This window comes from Streptococcus mitis SK597, from assembly GCF_000148545.1.
Taxonomy (GTDB): Bacteria; Bacillota; Bacilli; order Lactobacillales; family Streptococcaceae; genus Streptococcus; species Streptococcus mitis_C.
Map to the genome: position 1 here is coordinate 1 of NZ_AEDV01000047.1, position 24898 is coordinate 24898.

Sequence of the window (24898 nt, forward strand, 5' to 3'; positions counted from 1 at the left end):
CCACGATTCGCAATATCAAAAAAGAAAGGACAAAATTTGCCCTTTCTCGAGCTTAGCTTTTCTTCAACCCACTACAGTTGACAAAGAACCTTTAATTTTAAAGACTTTTTCCCGTCTCTTTTATATATCTGTCAATGGTGTTGCGGTATCTGGTGAGGTATCATATACCTTAAAGTCTACTCCAACTCCCAGATCAGCTTGAGCCAGCTGATTGACCATGGTCATGTGAGCTAGCTCCTTGATATTGTTCTCCTTAGATAAATGTCCAAGGTAGATTTTCTTAGTGCGGTTTCCTAGCGTCCGAATCATGGCCTCAGCACCGTCCTCATTAGAAAGGTGACCTAGGTCAGATAGGATTCGTTGTTTGAGTCGCCAAGCGTAAGAACCTGCTCGCAAAATTTCTACATCATGGTTGGACTCGATAAGATAGCCATCTGCATTTTCGACAATCCCTGCCATACGGTCACTGACATAACCTGTATCTGTCAAAAGGACAAAACTCTTATCATCCTTCATAAAGCGATAGAACTGCGGTGCGACTGCATCATGGCTCACACCAAAACTCTCGATGTCGATATCTCCAAAGGTTTTGGTTTTGCCCATTTCAAAGATATGTTTTTGCGAAGAATCCACCTTGCCAAGATACTTACTATTCTCCATAGCCTGCCAGGTCTTTTCATTGGCATAAAGATCCATACCATACTTTCGAGCCAAAACACCCACTCCATGGATATGGTCTGAATGCTCATGCGTAATCAGGATGGCATCCAAATCTTCTGGCTTGCGATTAATTTCAGCAAGTAGGCTGGTGATTTTCTTGCCAGACAAGCCAGCATCTACTAAAAACTTCTTTTTTGGTGTTTCCAGATAAAAGGAATTTCCACTGGAACCCGACGCTAAAATACTGTATTTAAAGCCTGTGTCACTCATTCTAATCTTCTACTTCGTCCTCCCATACTTCTTCTTTTACTGCATCCTTATCATAAGGGAGCACAATGGTGAAGGTTGATCCCTTACCGTATTCACTCTTGGCCCAAATAAATCCCTTATGTTGTTTGATAATCTCTTTAGCAATAGCTAGTCCTAAACCAGTACCTCCCTGGGCACGACTTCTAGCACGATCCACACGATAGAAACGGTCAAAGATACGTGGTAAATCTTGTTTTGGTATCCCCAATCCTTGGTCTGAAATGGATAAAATCATCTGATCATCAGTTGTCTTCATCGTTACTGTGATTTTTCCACCATCTGGAGAATATTTGATGGCATTGTTGAGAATGTTATCAATCACCTGTGTCATCTTATCTGTATCTATCTCTATCCAGACTGAGGTAATGGGATAATCTCTCACCAGTTCATATTTCTTCTCTTCATCCTGCCCTCTTATCTGATCAAAACGGTTGAGGATAAAGGTTATAAAGGCAGTGAAATTGATCAATTCCACATCCAGGTGACTGGTTGCATTATCAATCCTTGAAAGATGAAGAAGATCTGTCACCATCCGCATCATACGGTTGGTTTCGTCTAGAGACACCTTGATAAAATCTGGTGCGACAGGTTCTGACAAGGCCCCCTCGTCCAAAGCTTCAAGATAGGATTTTACACTAGTCAGAGGCGTCCTTAACTCATGACTAACGTTCGAAACAAAGAGTCTCCGTTCCCGTTCTTCCTTCTCCTGCTCTGTCGTATCATGTAAAACAGCAACCAAACCAGAAATAAAGCCAGACTCACGACGAACCAAGGCAAAACGTACACGAAGGCTCAGATATTCACCATTGGCATCCTGAGAATCAATCATAAGCTCAGGAACTTGGGTAATCAAATCACGAAGTTCATACTCATCTTCAATCTTAAGCAATTCAAGAATACTTTTATTGAGAACCTCTTCCTTCTGAACACCCAGCTGTTTCTTAGCCATGTCATTAATCATGGTAATCTTGCCACGACGATTGGTCGCAAGGACTCCGTCTGTCATGTATGAGAGGATACTGTGCAATCGTTTACTCTCTTGTTCCAGATTTTCTTGGGTTAAACGAATTACTTCTGATAAATCATTGAGATTATTAGTAATATTGGTAATTTCAGAGCTTCCCTGCATATCCAATACCTGAGAATAATCTCCTGCAATCAGGTCTTTTACCTTTTGATTGATTTGCTTCAACCGAATATTATCCCGACGATTTTCTAGCAAAAGTAAGGTCACTACTAAAATAAAGCCAAGTAGAATGAGGATAAAGATAAAATCACTGGTTAAAACTGTATCTTTAATTAGTTTAATCATTATTTCTCATATAATAACCAACACCGCGACGTGTTAGGATATACTCAGGACGACTTGGTGTGTCTTCAATCTTCTCACGCAAACGTCTGATGGTTACGTCAACTGTTCGAACATCTCCGAAATAATCATACCCCCAGACCGTTTCAAGCAAGTGTTCACGCGTAATTACTTGACCGATATGAGAAGCCAAGTGATACAAAAGCTCAAATTCACGGTGGGTTAAGTCTAGTTCTTCACCGTATTTCTTAGCAACATAGGCATCTGGAACAATCTCCAAGTCCCCAATTTGCAAGGGTTGAGTTTTATTTTCATCTGATTCTTGATTATCTACAGAAGCCAAGTCCGTGCGACGAAGAAGAGCTTTAACACGCGCCTGCAACTCACGATTTGAGAAGGGTTTTGTCACATAGTCATCCGCCCCAAGCTCTAAACCGATAACCTTATCAAATTCGCTATCCTTAGCTGACAGCATGATAATAGGCACACTACTAGTCTTCCGAATAGTCTTCGCAACTTCTAAACCATCAATTTCTGGAAGCATCAAATCCAAAATAATAATATCTGGTTGCTCTGCTTCAAATTGTTCTAGCGCTTCACGACCGTTAAAAGCAGTTACAACCTCGTAACCTTCCTTGGTCATATTAAACTTGATAATATCCGAGATTGGTTTTTCATCATCTACAATTAATATTTTTTTCATATGTTCACCTTTTTCTCTACTATTATACCAAAAAAATAGCAAGAAGACACAATAGCTAGTCTTTGCTACTGTCTAAGTTGGCTTGTACATAAGCCTGCCAGATTTTTTGTTGGGGTTTGGCAAGTGGGTAATTCTTAAACTCTTTTGGTGAAAGCCAGCGAACTTCCCTATCTGAAAACTCATGGAAGTCAGTCACCTGACCTGCTACAATTTGAACATGCCATTTGCGATGACTAAAGACATGCTTGACAGTGTCAAAATAAACATCAAGCCAATCAACATCTAGGTCATAGTCCTGCTGGAAACTCTCTTCTGGACTGGGGCCAAAATTCACACTTTCTTCTGCAACCTGATGGAAGAGGTCAAACTGTTCCTCTTCCGAAAAGCCATCTACTTCTACCAGTGGGAAATGCCAAAAACCTGCCAATAGCTTTTCGCTTTCATTTTTTTCAAGTAAAAATTGTCCCTGAGTATTTTTGACCACTAAGGCTTTAAGATAAATGGGAATTGGCTTTTTCTTGGGAGCCTTAATTGGATAACGATCCATGCTTCCGTTCTGATATGCCGCACTAAAGTCCTTAACCGGGCTTTCTTCTGGCCTAGGATTAACTGGTGCCTCAATATCAGATCCTAAGTCCATCAAAGCTTGATTAAAGTCACCCGGACGCTCTGGGTCAATCAAGATTTCCATCATTGCCTGAAAAATTTTGCGATTACTTGGAATCCCAATATCATGGTTGACTTCGAACAGACGGGCCAAAACACGCATAACATTACCATCTACAGCTGGCTCAGGCAAGTTAAAAGCAATGCTGGAAATCGCTCCTGCTGTGTAGGGGCCAATTCCTTTCAAACTGGAAATTCCTTTATAGGTGTTTGGAAATTGGCCACCAAAGTCAGTCATAATTTGCTGGGCTGCAGCCTGCATATTACGAACTCGAGAATAATAACCCAAACCTTCCCAAGCCTTCAACAAACGCTCTTCAGGCGCATTCGCCAAACTTTCCACTGTCGGAAACCAGTCCAAGAATCGTTCATAATAAGGAATAACCGTATCCACCCTGGTCTGCTGGAGCATGATTTCAGATACCCAGATATGATAAGGGTTTCTACTTCTCCTCCAAGGTAAATCTCGTTTGTTTTCATCATACCAAGTGAGAAGTTTCTTACGAAAAGAAACAATCTTCCTCTCTGGCCACATGACGATACCGTATTCTTTCAAATCTAACATATCTCTAGTATAACACAGAAGATTTCACCTGTCTTTGTATCTGATTTATAATATTTTCAATAGATAGTATATAACTTTTCTATTTACTTAGATATTTGATATGACTTCAACTGAAAATCAATAAAGTATCGGAGAATGTGATTATCCACTTTCAAGGTTTGATTGTAAAACAAATAAGCTAGAGATATAGTCTTATTTAAAATAGTTGATAATCGTACTAATAAACAATAAAAACTCAGCACTCTTAGAAAATAACGAAAATGCTGGTTGATATCATCCTAAAACAAGTGAAAAAATAGTGTTTTGCCCTAAAAATACCCTAAAACTACAAAAAAAAGCCTACTGACCAAGCTAGAAAGCTTGATACAATAGGCTTTTTAAAGGCTAATTATTTAACAGCGTCTTTAAGAGCTTTACCAGCTTTGAATGCTGGAACTTTAGAAGCTGCAATTGTGATTTCTTTACCAGTTTGTGGGTTGCGACCTTTACGTGCAGCACGCTCACGAACTTCAAAGTTACCAAAACCGATCAATTGAACTTTTTCACCAGCTGCAAGGTAGTCAGTTACTGCTGAAAATACAGCTTCAACTGCTGCTGCTGAGTCTTTCTTAGTCAATTCTGTAGCTTCTGCTACTTTAGCGATCAAATCTTGTTTGTTTGCCATGTTAATGATTCCTCCAAATTAATTTCTAATTAACAAATATAATCATATCCTAAAATTCCTTATAGGTCAAGTTAAAAACGCTGTTTATTCGCATTTTCTTTATTTTTTTAGGAATGGTAACGTACCAAAATAGCCCACGCATTCTCGCCTGTATGAGTCTGAATAATAGAACCGGTTTCTAAAACAGAAATTGGCTTTTCAACATAGGCTTGTAAGCTTTCTTTCATCTCTTTTGCCCAATCAGCACTACCAGAATATGAAATTCCAATTTCTGCTACAGAACGTTCAGCGAGTGATGTTATCAACTCATCCAACCATTTTTTAAAAGTTTTAGCACCACGACCTTTAACCATTGGCTGCAATTCATGGTCTTTCATTTGCATGACAACACGGATATTGAGAAGTGAGCTTAACAATCCAGTTACACGACCAATTCGTCCACCTTTTACTAGATTTTCCAAAGTCGAAACGCCAATATAGAGTTCTGTGTGATTTTTAACCTCTTCTATGCGAGTTAAAATTTCCTCCAACTCTTTGCCTTCTTGCGCTAATTTAGCAGCTTCGACAACTTGGAATTTCAAGGCTTGGTCAGTAAAGGAACTATCGATAACTGTCACGTCGGCAGTAGATAGGCTGGCACCTTGGCGTGCTGCTTCTACAGTCCCCGAAAGAGCATGGGACATATGAATAGCAAGAATCTGGCTACCATCTTTGCATAGGTCTTCAAAAACTTCAGCGAAGACACCTACAGGCGGTTGACTTGTCTTAGGAAGATTCTTACTTGCTTGCATCAACTGAAGAAATTTACCTTCTTCTTTCAAATCCGCATCAGAATAAACAACATTATCAATCATTACAGATAATGGAACAATTGTAATATCTAATTGTTTTACTAGTGCTGGTTCAATAGTAACAGATGAATCGGTTACAATCTTAATTTTTGTCATAGTATCAATCTTTCTATTTTAGGATTCAGATTGGTTTTCTTACTTCTAATTATATCAAAAAAAGATTAAAAATCCTAATGGAGTCAATCAAATTTTCCGTAAAAATTTGATATAATCATCTTATAAGAAAAGAGGTGTCCTATGATTAAAAAAATTTACCCCATTTTTACCATTTTACTAGGTGCTGCTATTTATGCTTTTGGACTGACTTATTTTGTAGTTCCTCATCATCTCTTTGAAGGAGGGGCAACAGGTATTACCCTTATCACCTTTTATCTTTTTAAAATCCCTGTTTCGCTCATGAACTTGCTGATTAACATTCCCCTTTTCATCCTAGCTTGGAAAATATTTGGAGCAAAATCTCTCTATTCTAGTCTGCTTGGAACCTTATCTTTGTCTGCCTGGTTGGCTTTTTTTGAGCGTATTCCCCTTCATATTGATCTTCAAGGTGATTTACTAATCACAGCCCTTATAGCGGGAATTCTATTGGGAATTGGCCTTGGAATTATCTTTAATGCTGGAGGTACAACTGGCGGAACTGATATTCTAGCTCGTATTCTCAACAAATACACTCATATATCAATGGGGAAACTACTTTTTATCTTAGATTTTTGTATTCTCATGCTCATTCTCCTTATCTTCAAGGATTTGAGATTGGTTTCCTACACACTCTTATTTGATTTTATCGTTTCGCGTGTTATTGATTTGATTGGCGAAGGTGGCTACGCAGGTAAAGGCTTTATGATTATCACAAAACGTCCTGACCACCTTGCTAAGGCAATCAATGATGACCTAGGAAGAGGTGTTACTTTTATTTCCGGTCAAGGCTATTATAGTCAAAAAGATTTGAAAATCATTTACTGTATTGTCGGCAGAAATGAGATTGTGAAAATGAAGGAAATGATTCATCGAATCGATCCTCAAGCCTTTATAACCATTACAGAAGCCCATGAAATCCTTGGAGAAGGATTTACCTTTGAAAAAGAATAAAAAGAGGTAATGTCGTGACCTCAAAAGTTAGACTAAATCATCTATCTTTTTGGTTACAAACAACCTCTTTTTTCTTTACTCAAACTCTTAAGACCAATTCCGAGCTACTTCTTCATCAGCCTTTAACTGATCCACTAATTGGTCAACTGAGTCAAATTTGGTCATATCTCGAATGCGATCAAGCCAATAAACCATGACGGTTTCCCCATAAATATCTTGATTAAAATCAAAAATATTGACTTCAAAACGTGCTTCTTCTCCATCAAAGGTCACGTTTTTCCCGACACTAGCCATAGCACGATACTTCTGTCTTTGAATCTCAACATCAACGACATAAACGCCATCTGCTGGCATATAAGTACGGTCTAAAAGCACTAAATTAGCTGTTGGATAACCAATCGTACGACCACGAGCATTGCCATGAACCACCATACCTCTTGATGGAAGCGGTGCCCCCAAAAGTTCTCCTGCTTCTTTCACATTTCCATCTAAAATAGCTTGACGGATACGAGTTGAACTAATCTTTCCTTTCTCATCTTCTACAGGTGGAACAATGATAACTTCTCCATCAAAGTAATCCTTTAAATCTTCTGCTGTTTTTTTGTCAGAACCAAATGTATAATCAAAACCTGCAACAATAATTTTGGCATTCATAGCCTTGATATAAGTTGCAAAAAATTCTTCTGCCGTGAGACTAGCGAATTGACTACTAAAATCAAGGAGATATAATTCTTCTACACCTTCGCGCTTTAATTTCCTTTCACGTTCAGCAGGATTTAAAATATGTAAAAACAAATCAGGATGATAAGGCTCTAAAGCAATCTTTGGAGATTCATTAAAGGTCATAACAACGATAGGCAACAAATCTTTTCTCGCAGCCTTATTGGCAACACGAAATAATTCTTGATGCCCCTTATGTATACCATCAAAATAGCCGAGAACAACGACTGAATCAGATGGTGTGCCAATATCTTTTTGGTTTTTTATAGGAATAGTAATAATCATAAAATAATTATATCATAGCGATAGCTATTTCTGGAACAGAAAATCTGAAATGTCGTTTTTTTAACCTGAAATAGCCATTTTTGCAAAAGGAGTAGCATGCAAATATATATTGACTCTGATATACTAGAATTACAAAAAAGGTGAACGATTAACATCATAAGCCATTCCCAATTTATTCTTATCGTATCACAATTCATAATCATCCTTGAGTGAAGAACTGATAGTTGAATAGCCTGCACTAATATCGCAAAAGCCAGCGTTTTCTGACGCTGGCTTTTAAACTGTGAAAAACTTTTCTAAACTAAATTGCTTCTGTGATAAAACTACGGCTTTCCAATACTTTGAGCATGGCGTTAGCTGTATCTAGGGCTGTAAAGAGTGGCACCCCGTGTTCAATAGCTGAACGGCGGATTTGCTCACCATCTTCGTCAGCAGTTCGTTTTGTTCCTACTGTGTTAATGATAGCTTGAATTCTTCCTTTGCGTACAAAACTTGGAATATCCTTATCGTCATCACCAATCTTACCAACAGGTTGGGCTTGCAATCCATGACTGGCAAAGAAGGCTGCTGTCCCTTCTGTCGCAAGGATTCCATAGCCAATGTTTTGGAAACGACGAGCCAAGTCCAAGGCTTCTTCTTTGGCATCATCAGCGATGGTGAAGACTACATTTCCAAAGGTTGGCAAGTGTAAGTAAGAAGCTTCAAAAGCTTTATAGAGAGCTTTTTCCAAAGTAGCATCAGAACCCATAACTTCACCTGTTGACTTCATTTCAGGACCGAGCAAGCTGTCTACCTTAGCTAGTTTGGTAAAGGAGAAGACAGGTGCCTTGATATGAACACGGGTGCTTTCAGGGTAAAGTCCATCTTGGTAGCCAAGTTCTTCAAGTTTTTGACCAAGAATGAGCTTGGTTGCTACTTGAGCCATAGGAATATTGGTCACCTTAGAAAGGAATGGAACGGTACGGCTGGCACGTGGATTGACCTCAATAACGTAGACTTTTTCATCCTTGATGACAAACTGGATGTTCATCATTCCAAGACAGTTAAGGCCGATTGCTAGGCGTTTCGTATAGTCTGCGATGGTTTCTTGCACCTTTTGCGACAAGGTTTGTGGTGGGTAAACGGCCATTGAGTCACCTGAGTGAACACCAGCTCGTTCGATGTGCTCCATGATACCAGGAATGAGAACATTTTCTCCGTCTGAGATGGCATCAACTTCGCACTCCTGACCAACAATGTAAGAATCGACAAGAACTGGGTGGTCTGGACTAGCCTTAACAGCAGTTCGCATGTAAGAACGAAGATCTTCTTCATTTTCTACGATTTCCATAGCACGTCCACCTAAAACATAAGATGGGCGAACGAGGACTGGGAAACCAATCTTGCGAGCTGCAAGAACTGCTTCTTCTTCATTGGTAGCCGTTTGTCCTGGTGGCTGTGGAATATCCAGGTCTTTAAGGGCTTGCTCGAAGAGGTCGCGGTCTTCGGCACGGTCTAGGTCAGCGACTTGAGTTCCCAAAATGGTCACACCTGCTTGTGCCAATGGCTCCGCAAGGTTGATAGCTGTTTGACCACCGAACTGAACGATAACCCCTTTTGGTTGCTCCAAGTCAATGACGTTCATAACATCTTCGAATGTCAATGGTTCAAAGTAAAGCTTATCTGATACAGAAAAGTCTGTAGAAACGGTCTCTGGGTTTGAGTTCATGATGATGGCCTCATAGCCAGCAGCCTGGATAGCCTTAACAGAGTGAACAGTTGCGTAGTCAAACTCAACGCCCTGACCGATACGGATTGGACCTGAACCTAGTACAAGTACAGATTCCTTATCAGACTTGATAGACTCGTTTTCCCAACCATAGGTTGAATAGAAATATGGTGTTTCAGAGTCAAATTCTGCCGCACAAGTATCTACCATCTTGTAGACTGGGACAATCTTGTTTTCCAAGCGAAGCTGGCGAACTTGGTCTGCAGTCGTTTCCCAAAGTTCAGCAATCTTACGGTCTGAGAAACCATTCAATTTTGCGGTTTTCAAAACTTCAAGATCCTGTGGATGGGCACCTAATTCTTGCTCAATTTCAAAGATATGCAAAAGTTTATCAAGATAGAAGATATCAATCTTAGTCAATTCAGCAATTTCTTCTGGTGTATAACCGCGGCGAATGGCTTCTGATACATAGAAGAGACGGTCATCCTGGGCTTTGACTACTTTTTCAATCAAGGCATCATCAGAAACTGCTGCAAGTTCAGGCATTTCATTGTGGTGCACCCCAATTTCAAGTGAACGACAAGCCTTAAGGAGAGATTCTTCGATGTTTCGACCGATAGCCATGACTTCTCCAGTCGCCTTCATCTGGGTACCCAGACGGCGCTCACCTTTTTCAAACTTGTCAAATGGGAAACGTGGAATCTTGGCAACGACATAGTCGAGAGCTGGTTCAAACATGGCATAGGTTGAACCTGTGACTGGGTTGATAACCTCATCCAAGGTCAAGCCAACTGCAATCTTGGCAGCCAATTTTGCAATCGGATAACCTGTTGCTTTTGAAGCAAGAGCTGACGAACGGGATACACGAGGGTTTACTTCGATGACATAGTACTTGAAGCTGTGTGGATCAAGGGCTAGCTGAACGTTACATCCCCCTTCAATCTTAAGAGCACGGATAATGCTTAAGCTGGCGTCACGAAGCATTTGGTTTTCATAGTCTGACATAGTCTGCGCTGGGGCAAATACAATGGAATCTCCTGTGTGAATCCCAACTGGGTCAAAGTTTTCCATGTTACAAACAACCAAAGCATTGTCAGCTGAGTCACGCATCACTTCGTACTCAATTTCCTTGAAACCTGCGATTGAACGCTCAATCAAACATTGGGTAACAGGTGACAATTTCAAACCATTTTCAGCGATTTCACGCAATTCTTCCTCGTTGGCACACATACCACCACCAGTACCACCAAGTGTAAAGGCTGGACGGACGATGACTGGGTAGCCAATTGTTGCTGCAAAGGCAACTGCTTCTTCTACTGTATTAACAATTTCAGATTCAGGAATTGGTTGCTCAAGTTCCTCCATCAATTGTTTAAAGAGGTCACGATCCTCCGCTTGGTCAATAGCAGATAATTTAGTTCCCAGAAGTTCCACTCCAAGCTCATCCAAAATACCATTCTTAGACAATTCCATGGCCATATTAAGACCAGTTTGCCCACCAAGGGTTGGTAGCAAGGCATCTGGACGCTCCTTACGAAGAATACGCGTTACAAACTCAAGAGTAATCGGTTCAATATAAACCTTATCAGCAATTTCCTTGTCCGTCATGATGGTGGCAGGGTTTGAGTTAACCAAGACAACCTCATAACCTTCCTCTTTCAACGACAAGCAAGCCTGAGTCCCTGCGTAGTCAAACTCAGCAGCCTGACCAATAATAATCGGACCAGAACCAATCACCATAATTTTTTGAATATCAGTACGTTTAGGCATATATAAGATATTAAGGGCGTCAAGCGGACAAAGCTAAAATAGGAGTTATGACGAAGAACTGTCAGTTCTAGGAATAACTATCTTTTTAGCACCGTCCGTAGCCCGTATTCAGTTCAGCAAATACGGAGTACCCTTCTCCTTTCTATTCGGCAACTCTCAGGTTGCCATTAAATAAATTCTCCGACGATTTTTTTAACGAAACGATACTTTTCGGTAAAAAATCTAGTGCAGGGAGTTTTTAGTTCGCCTGATAGCGACTAAAAGAAACGACCTGCCTTTCTATTTGGCAACTCTCGGGTTGCCATTAAATAAGATACAAAGGACAAATAGAAAACGATTGAATTTTAGGAAACCAAGGAAGGATTAACAATCCAAGTTGGTTTCTCTAAATTCCGAGCTTTCCGTCCGTGTTCAGTTACATAAATTCTCCGACGAGCTATCACTCGTTCTTAGTTTGATTGTTTAAATGCTTCCATCATCTCGATAAACTCGTCAAATAGGTAGCTAGCGTCGTGTGGACCAGGGGCTGCGTCTGGGTGGTATTGAACAGAGAAAGCAGGTTGGTATCTGTGGCGCACACCTTCAACTGACTTGTCATTGATTTCTTCATGGGTAATGATCAAGTGCTCTGGTAAATCCTCACGGCTAACTGCATAACCATGGTTCTGGCTGGTAAAGTCTACACGGCCTGTAGCAATTTCGCGTACCGCATGGTTGAATCCACGGTGACCAAACTTCATCTTGTAAGTCTTAGCCCCGTTTGCCATAGCAAAGAGTTGGTGCCCCATACAAATACCAAAAATTGGAATTTTTCCTTGCACACCGCGAATCATATCCAGTGCCTGTGGAACGTCTTCTGGATTACCTGGACCATTTGACAACATAACTCCGTCAGGATTGAGGTGGAGAATTTCTTCAGCCGTTGTCGAATAAGGAACGACGGTCACGTTACAGTTGCGTTTAGAAAGTTCACGTAGGATTGAGTGCTTGAGACCAAAGTCCACTAGCACCACGCTCAAACCAACTCCTGGAGCTGGATAGGATGTTTTAGTAGAAACTTGTTTGATATTGTCAGTCGGCAAGACTGTTGCTTGGAGCTGGTCAGTTACATGGTCCATGCTGTCCCCAACATGGGTCAAGGTTGCACGCATAGTACCATGCTTACGAATAATCTTGGTAAGAGCACGTGTATCAATCCCTGAAATACCAGGAATTTTCTTGGCTTTCAAAAATTCATCCAAGGTCATTTGATTTCGCCAGTTGCTTGCTCTACGTGCTTCTTCGAAAACGACAACTCCCTTACAAGTTGGAATAATGGATTCGTAATCATCACGGTTGATTCCATAATTTCCTACCAAAGGATAAGTAAAGGTCAAGATTTGTCCATTATAAGACTGGTCTGTAATGGATTCTTGGTAGCCGGTCATTCCTGTATTAAAGACAATTTCGCCTGTTACATCAATATCTGCTCCGAAGGCCTTACCTTCAAAAACTGTGCCATCTTCTAGTACTAGAAGTCTTTTTGTCATATTTTCACCTCTCGTGGACGCTCACTGGCGTCTTTTAACGTCTTGTGTTTTAGTTGGCGTTTCTACTCGCCAGTACGGATTCTAAGATTGCCATTCGAACAAAGACACCATTAGTCATTTGTTGGACAATCCGTGATTTTGGTGCTTCAACCAAGTGGTCTGCGATTTCTACATCACGGTTGACTGGAGCTGGGTGCATGAGGATTGCTGTTTCTTTCAAACGGTCATAACGTTCTTGAGTCAAACCATGTTGAGCATGGTAGTCTTCTTTTGAAAAGACAGCTCCACTATTATGGCGTTCATGTTGCACACGGAGAAACATCATGACCTCCACCTGATCAATGATTTCATCAATGGTTACAAACTGTCCATAGTCTGCAAACTCTTGACTTCTCCATTCCTCAGGTCCAGCAAAATAAAGTTCAGCTCCCAAGCGTTTCAAAATCTGCATATTGGATTTGGCAACGCGCGAGTGGTCCAAGTCACCTGCAATCGCAACCTTGAGACCCTCAAAGTGGCCAAATTCCTCATAAATAGTCATCAAATCAAGCAAGCTCTGGCTAGGGTGTTGGCCCGAACCATCTCCACCATTGATGATGGAAATCGTAATCGTGGGACTAGCAATTAACTCTCTGTAGTAGTCAACCTCTGGGTGGCGAATCACACAGACATCCACTCCTAAAGCAGACAGAGTCAAAATGGTATCATAAAGTGTCTCACCCTTATTGACTGAACTAGTCTTCACATCAAAGTCAAGTCGTTCCAATCCCAGTTTAATCTCTGCCACTTCAAAGGACTTATGCGTCCGTGTAGAATCCTCAAAGAAAAGATTGGAAACAATCGGATGGTCTTCATAAGGAAGCTGAGCTCCGTTTTTAAACTCAATTCCTCGCTTGATCAATTTCATGACTTGATCGACAGTGAGGTCTTCCATGGACACCACATGGTTCAATGCTTGTTGATTTTCTGACATGGCTACTCCTTTAGCTTTCTAAGCTTCTTCAGTAATCAGAACTCTGTCTTGGCCATCAAGTTCTGCCATCTCTACGATGATTTCTTCAGAACGACTAGTTGGGATGTTTTTTCCAACGTAATCTGGACGGATTGGCAATTCTCTATGTCCACGATCGACTAAAACTGCTAAACTCACACGCGCAGGACGACCATGACCGACAATATTATCAATAGCAGCACGGATGGTACGACCTGTATAGAGCACATCATCCACCAAGATAACTTCACGGTCTGTCACATCAACAGAAACCAAAGAAGTATCTTCTCCACTTTTAACATCATCACGGAAAGGTTTAGTATCCAATTCCACAACAGGAACTGAAAGATTTTCTAGCTGCTCCAAACGTTCTTGGATTCGGTGGGCGATAAAGACACCACGAGTTTTAATACCAGCCAAGACGATTTTATTCAAATCTTTGTTACGTTCGATAATCTCATAAGTAATACGCGTAATCGCTCGTTTGACGGTCAATTCGTCTACAACTTCTTTTGTCTTCATGACAAACCTCCAAAAAGAAAAGTCTCCTTAAACAAGGAGACTTGAAATGTATAGCCAAGCGAGCCCTACTGCACACAGTATAGACTTCACCCTTCTACTTTATCACGCTCCTTGCCTGCCTCACGGGACAGGTTTAAAGGAATATTTAGTTATCAATTACTATAGCACAAAGCGGGCCTAAAATCAAGCAAAAACTTTTGAGCCCCCATCTTATAAAGTGCTAAAATCATATAACTGTGGGTACTGGTCACACTCTGGATTTTTAGGATGACAAATGGCTCTTCCAAAATAAATCATGGCCTGATGGGCAGCTAACCACTGCTCCGGTGGCAAGATATCCATGACCCGCTTTTCCACCTCAAGAGGTGTCGCTGATTTTTTGACAATATCGTGGTGCTTACAAATACGCTCCACATGAGTATCCACTGCAAAAGCTGGAATTCCAAAGCCCACACTCATGACAACATTGGCTGTCTTACGACCAACACCTGCCAGACTTTCTAATTCTTCACGAGTCTGAGGGACTTGACCATCAAAATCATCTAGTAACTGTTGGGCACATTTTTTAAGAAATTTAGCCTTATTTCGATACAGTCCCAGGCGAGAAATGTGTGAAGCAATTTCACTTTCTGTTGCAACAGACATGGCTTGTGGCGTTGGAAAGGCAGCAAAGAGACCTGGTGTGGCCTTATTTACCGCTGCATCCGTCGTCTGGGCTGACAACATGACCGCAACCAAGAGTTCAAAATGATTGGTGAAATCAAGACTAGGCTTGGCATCTGGAAAAAGAGCAATGATTTCTTCTAGCACCTTTCGTGCACGTTTTTTTGACAAGACCATTATTCGTCTCCATCAAATAGTCCTTGTAAGCCAGCAAAAGGACTGTTTTTTTCTTTCTTAACTGCTTGTTGAGCTTGGTATTCTTCCTCTGTCATGATTTGCCAGTCATTTCCTGAAACAAATCCTTGACCAGCTTCTTCTTCAGCCGTCAAGACCTTGATAGGAATATTTAGTAGGATATTGTCTGACACGCTCTCAGCAAGGTCAAGTTCTCCATTTTCGATAGGAAGGACCAAATCATCGTCTAAAACTTCTTGATCTAGCTGATTAGTTGCCCCTTCCATGAAAACTTCCGTTACTGGATAAGATTCAACTAACTCAACTGGCTCCATACTGCGACTTGAAGCAAGAACAATGGTATAAGATAGTTGATAATCTAAGAAATACATACGGTCTTCGTACTGTACTTTCCCAACTGCAAGGATATCTTTTACATCTAAAATTTCTTGATTACGTGCACGCAGGTCAGCAACTAGATCTAACGTTTGTTCAAAATGCAAGCCTTCAGACTGCTTACGAATTTCTTGAATATTTAATTTCATACTTCCTCCATAAAGATTTACTCTCTTGATTATACCATGAAAAGGCTACAAATCAGCCCACCAAACTTTGTAATTAACATTCGATTTTCAACACATTTACTATAATGTTTTTGTTTTTTTAGTGCTATACTATAGGCAATAAAGGAGGATGCTCACATGGAAGACAAAGAACTGATTACTAATGCAACCCAACTCCTATCCGAGTTAAATAAAAGTTTCCAAAGCTGCAAACAGGGTACGGCAGATGATATTCGACTACAAGAGCTACTAAACACTACTATGCAAGAGCTCAAAAAAGCGGAAAAGTTGGACAACAGTATTTTAATCGACCTTGAGAAATTTTACCAACGTACCAGTCTACTTATTGGACTGGGTAGTCTAAAATTGAACGATCAAGCATGTACCGCTTGGCGCAACTATGACAAGTTCCATTACGAGCATATCAAACACATACTAACTCTTTATGAACCTGTTTTTGGATTCTAGAGATTAGAATTATCAGTTTTCTGTTGACAAAATATCCTGAAAGGTATAGGATAGAGGTACTAATACTCGGAGGTAAGGGAGACATGAACAACTAAGTCTATCAAATAAAGAACTTTATTTAGTAGATCTTGTTTTTGTCTCTTTTTGCATGCTCTTTTTGTACTAGATTTTCTAGTACTTTATCATCTATGAAAATCAAAAAACTAGAAAGCTATGCTCCTCTTGGGTTGGGTTAGGCAACTCCAAGCTAGTTTGACGAGTTTTTCAACGAGGATAATAGAGTTTTGACAGTGACTTTGGGCTCTACTAGATAAAGTAGAGCTTTTTGTTATGCACTATCGACATTCTAGAAAGGGCAACAATATGATAAAAATCAATCATCTAACCATCACTCAAAACAAAGATCTACGAGATCTTGTATCTGACCTAACCATGACTATCCAAGACGGGGAAAAGGTTGCTATTATTGCTGAAGAAGGAAATGGCAAATCAACCTTGCTTAAAACTTTAATGGGGGAAGCTTTGCCTGATTTCACTATCAGGGGAGACATTCAATCTGATTATCAATCAATAGCCTACATTCCTCAAAAACTTCCCGAGGAGCTGAAAAAGAGAAGTCTACACGACTACTTCTTTTTAGATTCTATTGATTTAGACTACAGTGTCCTCTATCGTTTGGCTGAGGAATTGCATTTTGATAGCAATCGATTCGCTAGCGACCAAAAGATTGGCAGTCTATCAGGGGGCGAAGCTTTGAAAATTCAGCTCATCCATGAGTTAGCCAACCCCTTTGAGATTCTATTTTTAGATGAACCTTCAAATGACCTAGATCTTGAGACGGTTGATTGGCTAAAAAATCAGATTCGAAAGATTCGGCAAACTGTTATTTTCATCTCCCATGATGAGGACTTTCTGTCTCAAACGGCCGACACTATTGTCCACTTGCGACTGGTCAAGCACCGAAAAGAAGCCGAAACGCTAGTAGAGCATTTAGACTATGATTGCTATAGTGAGCAGAGAAAGGCTAATTTTGCCAGACAAAGCCAGCAAGCAGCCAACGACCAAAGAGCCTACGATAAAACCATGGAAAAACATCGGCGAGTCAAGCAAAATGTAGAAACTGCGCTTCGAGCTACTAAAGACAGTACTGCCGGTCGCCTATTGGCTAAAAAGATGAAAAATGTTCTCTCTCAAGAAAAACGCTTTGAAAAGACAGCTCATTCCATGACCCAAAAGCCACTTGAAGAGGAAGAAATCAGACTTTTCTTCTCAGATATACAGCCATTACCGGCTTCTAAAGTCTTAATCCAACTGGAAAAAGAGAATTTGTCCATTGGTGAGCGAGTTTTGACTCAAGGACTTCAACTAACTGTTCGTGGCCAAGAAAAAATCGGTATCATTGGCCCAAATGGTATTGGGAAATCAACTCTATTAGCTAAATTAAAGCAACTTCTTAATGATAAAAGAGAGATTTCGCTTGGTTTTATGCCACAAGATTACCACAAAAAACTGAAATTGGATTTATCACCAATAGCCTACCTCAGCAAAACTGGAGAAAAAGAGGAACTGCAGAAAATCCAATCTCACCTAGCCAGTCTCAATTTTAGTTATACAGAAATGCAGCATCAAATTCGCTCCTTATCTGGCGGACAACAAGGTAAACTCCTACTTTTGAATTTAGTGCTACGAAAACCAAACTTTCTCCTGCTGGATGAACCTACACGAAATTTTTCTCCAACTTCTCAACCCCAAATCAGAAAACTCTTTGCCACTTATCCTGGCGGTCTCATCACTGTTTCGCATGATCGACGTTTCTTAAATGAAGTCTGTACGAGTATCTATCGTTTGACAGAAAATGGTCTTGAGGTAGTTAATTTATAAGATTCATACTCATTAGGATAATTCTTTGCTTTGGAGCGCTATTTAAACATTATAATCAGTGAATAAATCTTATATCCACATTCAAGTCAATAATTTCTTTCAAGATCATTTGTAATCAACTCTAAATAGACGGATAAAAACTACTTCTAACTATCAAAAAACGAGCACCTCCTCAGTTGGAAATGCTCGTTTTCTTATCTTGCCATGGTTTATAATTTCAATGAGAAATAGGAAACAGCCTTGAATGGGAAAATCTCCTAGATCTACGACCACAAACTTTTTTATTCTACTGGTTTTTCTTGATTTCCAGTACTTGTTGGAGATTCTGTTGTTTCCTTTTCTGAAGCTGGTTCAGCAGATTTAGAATCTGTTGCGTTGCTTGGTTTGTTTTCGTCCCTTGCAGTTTCACTGTTAGATTCTGCAGCTGCGTTTGGTTGGTTCTCAGCACTTGTCTTATCACCATTTGCTTCAGCATTTGTTGCTGGAGTTGCTTCTTCACTCGCGCTAGCTTTTGACTGGATTTGGTGATTCAAGACTAGGATAGCTTTTGTCAATTCAAGTAAAGCTGCTTTGTCTTTACTCTTAGCAGAAAGTTGATCTAGTAATGCATCCACTTTATCAAAGTCCGCATCAGATCCATTATTACTTTCTAAATAAGAGTGAAGCGATATGAGAATATCATAGAGTTTTTGATAGAGTACAAGTGTCTGAGGATCTTGTTCAGCATTTTCCTTTTCTTGTTGAAGAGCGCTGGCGATACGACTCAAGACATCTTTCACCTGACTATTTACTTCATCCAAATCTGCATCAGCTTTGTTTGTGGCAGCTTTGAGATTTTCTACTTCTTCTGCTAAGGATTGTCTGATTCCTTCTTCTTGGATTTGCTCTAAGAGTTGAGTTGCCTTGCTCAAGAGATTTTCTACTTGTTCCTTGCTAACATGATTGACATGCTCTTCAGGCATAAAGTCTCCATACAATTCTTTCAAGAAGCCATAAATAGCTGTCTTGGCAGTTTGGTTATCTACTTTTTCAGTATCTAGAACTGTCTGAGTCGATTTAGCAGTAGTTGGTTGAGCTTTCAAAGCTTCTTCCACTTCTTGTTTTGCCTGATAGATGCTTGGAAATAATTTGTTCAATTCTGCTGCCTTAAGGAAGGATTGAGATTGATACAAGGTCCAAGTCAACCGAGCTACTTTGTTTCGAAGTTCATCACTCAAACGACCGTCATTTACGTGTTCGTAGAAATACTTGATGTATTCTACAGTTGTAACACCTGTTCGGTCATTAAAGTCTTGCAAGGCTTGAAGTTGTGATTCAACCGCTGCTAAACCAGCCTCATCTTTAGCCAACTTAGCTTCCTGGAGTCGAACGAGAAGATCTTTCTTTGGAAGTCCATAAGAGTCTGTATCAAGAGTATTGATTTTATCAATCAAAGCCTGATATTTCTTATCTAGAGCGCTTGTTTCAACAGGTTTAACACTTTCATCAATATGGATATATTGCTTATCAAAGAGATCAAGGGTTGCAAGATAACCTGCTGTAGAGTTAGTTGCCAGTTTCTTCATGTTTTCAGTAAACTGACCTAAGGCTAACTCAATCTGTCTTTGTTCAATAGGCTTATCTTTGTAGATACTTCCGCTATCAGCTAGAAGTTGATCTACTTTTGCCAAAACTACCTTCTCATCAAAAGCTCCAGGTTGGTAGTTGGATTGTAGAGCTGGAATTTTATTTTTCAAAGCCATTTCATAGCCCTTAGTTTGCACCTTGATGTAGTGATTGTGGTCACCATGAGGGATCACAAAACTACCATTTTCTACCTGCAAACTATAAGGAGACACACCATCTCGCAAAGCAGTCGTGTAAAGTTCATTTAGGAAATCAAGTTCTGGATTTCCAGTTTGAAGAGGAATCCGAACGTGTTCCTTACGAACAGCATATGGGTGGATATGAGTTGGATCGTAGGCTTGGTCTGGATTTCCAAAGACAAAGAATCCGTTTGAAATTCTAATAGCTTCAAGTGGAACACCGTATGTTTTAGAAATATAAGCAATCTTTTCTTCATCGCTAGCATCTCTTGAGAAAGACTCTACCGTTTTAGCAAGAGGTTTTACAGGTTCTGCATCATGATGTGTCTTCAAATGATCCTGAGCTGCCTTAATTTGTTCAGCTGTCAAATCCTTCTTGAAGAAGTAATGATTATGGTCACCATGACTCATGACAAAGCCTTGTTCATCCTCACTGATGACACGATTAGCATCAAAACCGTGATCATGGTCTTCATCATGATGGTGTCCATGATGATCTTCATCGTGATCGTCATCATGGGCTGGACTTGGTGTTACTGTATTTGCCCCTTTCAAGTGATCCTGCGCTGCCTTAATTTGGTCTGCTGTCAAGTCCTTCTTGAAGAAGTAATGGTTATGATCACCATGACTCATAATAAAGCCTTGCTCATCTTCAGCAATAATACGATTGGCATCAAAGCCGTGTCCACCTTCTTCATGTTCCTCATGTGAAACACTAGGATTGACTGGAAGAGATGGCGAAGGTGTTGTTAGACCATTGTTTGGAAGAGTCGGTTGCCCAATTACGGTCGATTTTGGAATGTAATGGAAATGGTCACCATGTCTTACGATATAAGCTGTGGCTGTTTCTTCGACAATATCTTTAGGATTAAAGATATAGCCATCAGATGTTGAAGAGAGTTCCTTACTTGTCGTTGAAGAAGAAGGATTGCTTGAAAGACTTCCTAGGTTAGACGCTACTTTATTAGGTTTTTCATTTGTAGAAACTGTAGAACCAGTTTCACCGATAGGCACCATTCTAGCAATCTTTTCTTCTAAAGCAGAGAGCTTGCTGTAAGGAATAAAGTGGTAATGGTCGCCGTGCGGAATCGCAACTCCATTTGGTGTACGGCTGATAATCTTAGCAGGATCAAAAACCAGACCGTCTGATTCACTGTAACGTTGGTCACTAGGCGAATCATAGAGTTCTTTCAAAAGACTTTGGAGATTTTCAACTTTGCTTTCTGGCTTGCTAGTTGATCCTTCTGCTACAGATTGCGTGTTATTGTCACTAGCTTCTGAAGAATAGCTTAACTGACTCGGTTGCGTATTTTTCCCAGCCAGATGAGCTTTAGCGGCTGCTAATTCACTAGCAGACAAATCACTTTTTGGAATGTAGTGATAGTGACCTCCATGAGGAACGATATAAGCATCACCCGTATCTTCGATAATATCAGCTGGATTAAAGACATAACCATCATCTGTCGTATAGCGTCCCTGAGACCTTGCTACAGCAACATCTGAACTGACCTTCTCATTATCTTTGACATGTTCTTGTTTTTGACGATTGATTTCATCTTTAGTTCGAATATTATCAGCATGAGCTGCATCTTTCAGGTAGACATAATATTTTCCATCGACCTTGATGATATAACCACCCTTGACCTCATTGACAATATCTCCATCCTTAAGTTTGTAGTTTGGATCCTTCATCAAGAGTTCTTCACTAAAGAGGGCATCATAAGGAACTTTCCCATTATAGTAATGATAGTGGTCGCCGTGTGACGTCACATAGCCCTGATCTGTAATTTTGATGACAATTTGCTCAGCCTGAATTCCTTCTTTCTGGCTAACCTGATCTGGTGTCAGGTTTTCAGTTTTCTGACTTGACTGACTGCCATCCACATAAGAGACACGATTGTTGTCCCTATTTTCCTGCGAACGATGCTGGTTCAGTGCATAAGCACAAAGACTCAAGGATACGATAACAGCCGATCCGGCTGCTATATATTTTTTACTGAATTTCATAAATCCCTCATTTCAATAAATGGTGAAGCTTTTTCTTAACTTCCTTTACTTGATTAAATAGTTTTTCTAAACCGATTATTTAACCATTTAATTAACCAGTAAATAGTTTACCTTTTTTAAACTTATCTGTCAAGATTTTTATGTTATTTTAATCATGACCACCCCTAAAACGGGTGCGCGTCGAAGGTTATACCCAAAAAACTCCAAACGCGATACAATAAAGGTGTTCAAGCCAATTGTAAAGCGAAAGGAGAAAAATATGGCACAAAAGACTCATAGTTTATCGCACACAAAGTGGCACTGTTCTATCACATTGTGTTCACCCCTAAGTATAGACGAAAAGTGATCTATAATCAATATCGAAGTAGTTTATGAGAGATATTTCATCGCTTGTGTAGTTATAAAGGAGTTGAAATTATCGATGGTCACTTAATGCCAGACCATGTACACATGTTAGTCAGTATTCCACCAAGGATAAGTGTTTCGAGTTTCATGGGTTATTTAAAAGGAAAAAGTGCACTCATGATGTTTGATAAACACGCCAATCTCAAGTACAAGTTTGGGAATCGGTATTTTGGGGCAGAAGGTTATTATAGTAGATTGAATCAAGAATAGTACGCCACGACTGCTAAAATATTTCTATACATTAATTTGACTTTCCTAATCTATTTGTTCATATCTTATTTCAATCTACTATACTTAAGCACAAGTTGGACTCAATGAAGCCACAATTAAGAAATATATTCAAGAGTAAAGAAATTATCCAGTGGATGATTTCTTCACGAGTATGAAAATTCGAGAACGAGTAAAGCATGATATAGCACTAGATAAATTAAGTGTAAAAGAATATGAGCCTCCCTTTAGGAATAGTGGTAAGTAATACTAAAGCCTCTTTAAGAGGCGAGTGACGAGTCAAGAGCAATAAGGCTTGAACAACGTGAAAGCCAGCGTCTTTGGGCGCTGGCTGGTAATTTGGGCTTATAGCCCTGGGACAAACCACCCGTTAGACGGGTGGTCATGATTTTTTCTTTTTAGATGGTGTGTGGATGGCAATCTTCACTTCAAAGATTGTACCCTTGGGTTTATTATCTTTGACAGTAATGGTTCCTTTTAAAGCATCTACAATTTGCTTGGCTAGGGATAATCCTAAACCAAAACCACCTTTTTGGCGCGTTCTAGCCTTATCAACTCGATAAAAGCGGTCAAAAATTTTCTTCTTATCTTCTGTCGAAATACCGACTCCATTATCAGAAACCAGTAAATACAGATTGCGATCGGTCGCCGAGATAAGAAAATCAATTTCACCATCCTCTTCAGTATACTTGACAGCATTATCAAATAGGATAGTCATCAACTGCTTCAAGAGAAGCTGATCTGTGACAATCGTGCGATGAATACGATTTTCAAAACGGAAGACACGGTCATTTTCCGAAGCAATCATCTCATAGTTTGTGAAAGTCGTATTGAAAAAACTAGTTGGAACTTCTGCAAGCTCCGGCTTAATCCCATCATCTCTCCGAGCTAAGTTCAGCAAGTTTGTCGTCAAAAAACGCATATTTCGGACTTCTTCCAAACTCGATGCAATGCTTTCGCTCACATCCATAATGGTAGCTTCCGGCTTACGAAAGAGGGTCTCTAAGCGATTTTGCAAAACTGCAAGTGGAGTTCGTAACTCATGACTGGCATTTTCCACAAAGGACTGTTGCTTCTGCATGCTCTCAAGCAGGGGCCTAACACTGACCCTAGCTAGATAGAGACTGGCAAGCAAAGACAAAATCCAGAAACTTGCCATCACAACCACAATTAATTGCTCATGCTTTTGACTGGCCTGCTCCAACTGACTGGTATTAATCAAGACAGCGGCATACTTGATATTAGTTGAAACCGAACTGATATTGGTTTCCATCAATATCATACGATAGATTTCTTCCTGCCCATAGCTATTAAAAACCTGAATCTGGTAGATATGTCCTAGTTCTTTTTTCTCTAACTTAATCTTATCCAAGCCCAAAAATCGATTTCCAGAAAGGAGCTGGGTAAAATTCTTATCAAAAAGAATGACTTCTGTGTTGGAACTGACATTGGGTTTCACCTCAGTCTTACTAGTATCTGTAGCGGCATTCTCTAAATCTTTAATCTCTTCTGTTGCCCTATTTACAGCCAGCTGAATAACTGCTTGAGGATTTTCACTCAGTCCGTGGAGCTTATCATCCACCGAAGTATAAAGACTCGAATGCATGACCTGTAAAATAATCAAAGTCATGGTAGAGAAAATCAAGGTAAAGACACCAAAGTTGCGGATAAAATAACTAAAGTCATCCGCATACCATGTTTTTTTTAGTTTACTGAACATCTTTTAAAATATACCCAACACTGCGCAAGGTTTGCAAATTCTCTGCAAAAGTGGTTCCTTTTAATTTCTTACGGACTTTTGAAACATAAACTTCGACAACCGAAATCGTTGTGTCACTATCAAATCCCCATAGACGATCAAAAATCTGAGTCTTAGGCAAAATAACATTTTGATTTTGAAGGAAATAAACCAATAAATCGAACTCTTTCCCCAGCAATTCGACAGTAGTATCTTCAACCTTAACGGTATTGGTTGATAAATTGATGAGAATATCTCCATAAGATAGCGTATTTTCATTAAATTTACCTGAACGTTTGAGAAGAGCCTGAATCCGCATTTTGAGTTCTTCTAGGTAGAAAGGCTTGGTCAGATAATCATCCGCTCCCAGTTCAAATCCATGTCCCTTATCATCCAAACTTTCCTTGGCAGTCATAATCAGAACTGGTGTCGTAATTCCCTTTTCACGCAATTCTTTCAAGACTTGGAAGCCATTTTTTTCTGGTAACATCAAATCGAGCAAAATCAAGTCATAGACACCACTTTCGGCTTCGTAGAGACCTTCTTCCCCATCAAATACCTGCATGACATCCGCAAAATCGTCTAAAAAGTCAAATACTGAATTTGACAGGCCTAGGTCATCCTCAAC

Annotated in this window: 19 protein-coding genes and 2 pseudogenes; 5 read left to right on the top strand and 16 right to left on the bottom strand. The window is 40.0% G+C overall.

Annotated features, from left to right (window positions below; all coding sequences use genetic code 11):
* Positions 1 to 120 precede the first annotated feature (120 nt).
* The 6 genes from SMSK597_RS08075 to SMSK597_RS08100 all read right to left on the bottom strand — a co-directional run bounded on the left by SMSK597_RS08075 (position 121) and on the right by SMSK597_RS08100 (position 5823).
* On the bottom strand, positions 121 to 930 hold the full coding sequence (locus SMSK597_RS08075; RefSeq protein WP_001285401.1) for an MBL fold metallo-hydrolase: 810 nt from the start codon (positions 928 to 930) through the stop codon (positions 121 to 123).
* Between the two features lies 1 nt (position 931).
* A complete protein-coding gene (gene vicK, locus SMSK597_RS08080; RefSeq protein WP_000593405.1) occupies positions 932 to 2281 on the bottom strand; it encodes a cell wall metabolism sensor histidine kinase VicK in 1350 nt (449 codons plus the stop codon).
* The gene (yycF, locus tag SMSK597_RS08085; RefSeq protein ID WP_000722071.1) at positions 2274 to 2981 is read right to left on the bottom strand and encodes a response regulator YycF; all 708 of its coding nucleotides are present in this window, start codon (positions 2979 to 2981) and stop codon (positions 2274 to 2276) included. Before yycF ends, vicK begins: the two co-directional genes overlap by 8 nt.
* A 55-nt stretch (positions 2982 to 3036) precedes the next feature.
* A complete protein-coding gene (mutY, locus tag SMSK597_RS08090) occupies positions 3037 to 4212 on the bottom strand; it encodes an A/G-specific adenine glycosylase (protein ID WP_000886158.1) in 1176 nt (391 codons plus the stop codon).
* A 388-nt stretch (positions 4213 to 4600) separates the two neighbouring features.
* Positions 4601 to 4876, bottom strand: coding sequence for an HU family DNA-binding protein (locus tag SMSK597_RS08095; protein ID WP_001284643.1), 276 nt, complete (start codon positions 4874 to 4876; stop codon positions 4601 to 4603).
* A gap of 107 nt (positions 4877 to 4983) precedes the next feature.
* Positions 4984 to 5823, bottom strand: coding sequence for a DegV family protein (locus SMSK597_RS08100; RefSeq protein ID WP_000161380.1), 840 nt, complete (start codon positions 5821 to 5823; stop codon positions 4984 to 4986).
* 141 nt (positions 5824 to 5964) lie between these two features.
* Here SMSK597_RS08100 and SMSK597_RS08105 point away from each other — a divergent pair, with 141 nt between their 5' ends.
* Entirely contained in the window at positions 5965 to 6813 is an 849-nt protein-coding gene (locus SMSK597_RS08105; protein ID WP_000592060.1) for a YitT family protein, read from the top strand.
* An 87-nt stretch (positions 6814 to 6900) separates the two neighbouring features.
* Here the strand turns inward: SMSK597_RS08105 and SMSK597_RS08110 are convergent, their stop codons facing one another.
* The 7 genes from SMSK597_RS08110 to SMSK597_RS08140 form a co-directional block, all read right to left on the bottom strand.
* The gene (locus SMSK597_RS08110) at positions 6901 to 7818 is read right to left on the bottom strand and encodes a bifunctional riboflavin kinase/FAD synthetase (protein WP_000587437.1); all 918 of its coding nucleotides are present in this window, start codon (positions 7816 to 7818) and stop codon (positions 6901 to 6903) included.
* Between the two features lie 301 nt (positions 7819 to 8119).
* Complete coding sequence (carB, locus tag SMSK597_RS08115; RefSeq protein WP_004238020.1) at positions 8120 to 11296, bottom strand: carbamoyl-phosphate synthase large subunit; 3177 nt, start codon at positions 11294 to 11296, stop codon at positions 8120 to 8122.
* Positions 11297 to 11745: 449 nt separating this feature from the next.
* The gene (locus SMSK597_RS08120) at positions 11746 to 12825 is read right to left on the bottom strand and encodes a carbamoyl phosphate synthase small subunit (RefSeq protein WP_000166853.1); all 1080 of its coding nucleotides are present in this window, start codon (positions 12823 to 12825) and stop codon (positions 11746 to 11748) included.
* Positions 12826 to 12874: 49 nt separating this feature from the next.
* Positions 12875 to 13798 carry an aspartate carbamoyltransferase catalytic subunit gene (locus SMSK597_RS08125; protein ID WP_001293830.1) on the bottom strand — a complete coding sequence of 308 codons (924 nt, stop codon included), beginning with the start codon at positions 13796 to 13798 and terminating at the stop codon, positions 12875 to 12877.
* Positions 13799 to 13816: 18 nt separating this feature from the next.
* Entirely contained in the window at positions 13817 to 14338 is a 522-nt protein-coding gene (gene pyrR, locus SMSK597_RS08130; protein WP_000850023.1) for a bifunctional pyr operon transcriptional regulator/uracil phosphoribosyltransferase PyrR, read from the bottom strand.
* 210 nt (positions 14339 to 14548) lie between these two features.
* Positions 14549 to 15178 (bottom strand): endonuclease III, encoded by a 630-nt coding sequence (nth, locus tag SMSK597_RS08135; RefSeq protein WP_000244444.1) that lies wholly within the window; start codon positions 15176 to 15178, stop codon positions 14549 to 14551.
* A complete protein-coding gene (locus SMSK597_RS08140) occupies positions 15178 to 15720 on the bottom strand; it encodes a YceD family protein (protein ID WP_000773217.1) in 543 nt (180 codons plus the stop codon). The genes nth and SMSK597_RS08140 overlap by 1 nt, the downstream gene beginning before the upstream one ends.
* A gap of 156 nt (positions 15721 to 15876) precedes the next feature.
* Here SMSK597_RS08140 and SMSK597_RS08145 point away from each other — a divergent pair, with 156 nt between their 5' ends.
* Both SMSK597_RS08145 and SMSK597_RS08150 read left to right on the top strand, forming a co-directional pair.
* Entirely contained in the window at positions 15877 to 16206 is a 330-nt protein-coding gene (locus SMSK597_RS08145; protein ID WP_000389566.1) for a hypothetical protein, read from the top strand.
* A gap of 330 nt (positions 16207 to 16536) precedes the next feature.
* Positions 16537 to 18087 carry an ATP-binding cassette domain-containing protein gene (locus tag SMSK597_RS08150; protein WP_025169685.1) on the top strand — a complete coding sequence of 517 codons (1551 nt, stop codon included), beginning with the start codon at positions 16537 to 16539 and terminating at the stop codon, positions 18085 to 18087.
* A 281-nt stretch (positions 18088 to 18368) separates the two neighbouring features.
* Here SMSK597_RS08150 and SMSK597_RS08155 read toward each other — a convergent pair whose 3' ends face one another.
* Positions 18369 to 21899 carry a pneumococcal-type histidine triad protein gene (locus SMSK597_RS08155; protein ID WP_000672614.1) on the bottom strand — a complete coding sequence of 1177 codons (3531 nt, stop codon included), beginning with the start codon at positions 21897 to 21899 and terminating at the stop codon, positions 18369 to 18371.
* 259 nt (positions 21900 to 22158) lie between these two features.
* Here SMSK597_RS08155 and tnpA point away from each other — a divergent pair.
* Both tnpA and SMSK597_RS13340 read left to right on the top strand, forming a co-directional pair.
* A pseudogene (tnpA, locus tag SMSK597_RS08160) lies at positions 22159 to 22493 on the top strand (IS200/IS605 family transposase); the annotation flags it as partial.
* Between the two features lie 102 nt (positions 22494 to 22595).
* Positions 22596 to 22779 (top strand): annotated as a pseudogene (locus SMSK597_RS13340) (hypothetical protein); the annotation flags it as partial.
* A 135-nt stretch (positions 22780 to 22914) separates the two neighbouring features.
* Here SMSK597_RS13340 and ciaH read toward each other — a convergent pair.
* Entirely contained in the window at positions 22915 to 24252 is a 1338-nt protein-coding gene (ciaH, locus tag SMSK597_RS08165; RefSeq protein ID WP_000491800.1) for a two-component system sensor histidine kinase CiaH, read from the bottom strand.
* The coding region (ciaR, locus tag SMSK597_RS08170; protein WP_000320916.1) for a two-component system response regulator CiaR at positions 24242 to 24898 on the bottom strand (657 nt) is incomplete at its 5' end. The genes ciaH and ciaR, both read right to left, overlap by 11 nt.